The organism is Photobacterium sp. DNB22_13_2 (genome assembly GCF_052873915.1).
The window spans coordinates 1-320 of sequence record NZ_JBNNXU010000082.1; the positions used below are offsets into that span (position 1 = coordinate 1).

At 68.1% G+C, this 320-nt stretch carries 1 pseudogene; it reads left to right on the forward strand.

Features of this window, described 5'->3' with window-relative positions:
• A pseudogene (locus tag ACVA58_RS27880) lies at window positions 1–320 on the forward strand (IS4 family transposase); the annotation flags it as partial.

The window sequence follows — 320 nt, forward strand, 5'->3', positions numbered from 1 at the left end:
GCCAAGTTCTTCGGCTACCCGGGCGCCTCGCGCGGCCAAAGCGCCTTCCCGCAGGCGCGCGTTCTGGGCCTGGTGGAATGCGGCACGCACGCGGTGGTGGCAGCCGGCATCGCACCCTACGGCCACAGCGAGCAGGTCATGGCCGCCCAGTTGCTGCCCGCCAAGCTCACGCCCGAGATGCTGGTGCTGGCCGACCGCAACTTCTACGGCTTCAAGCTCTGGCAGACCGCCTGCGCTACGGGCGCCAAGCTGGCCTGGCGGGTCAAATCCAACCTCAAGCTGCCGGTAGAGCAGATGTTGCCCGATGGCTCGTACCTGAG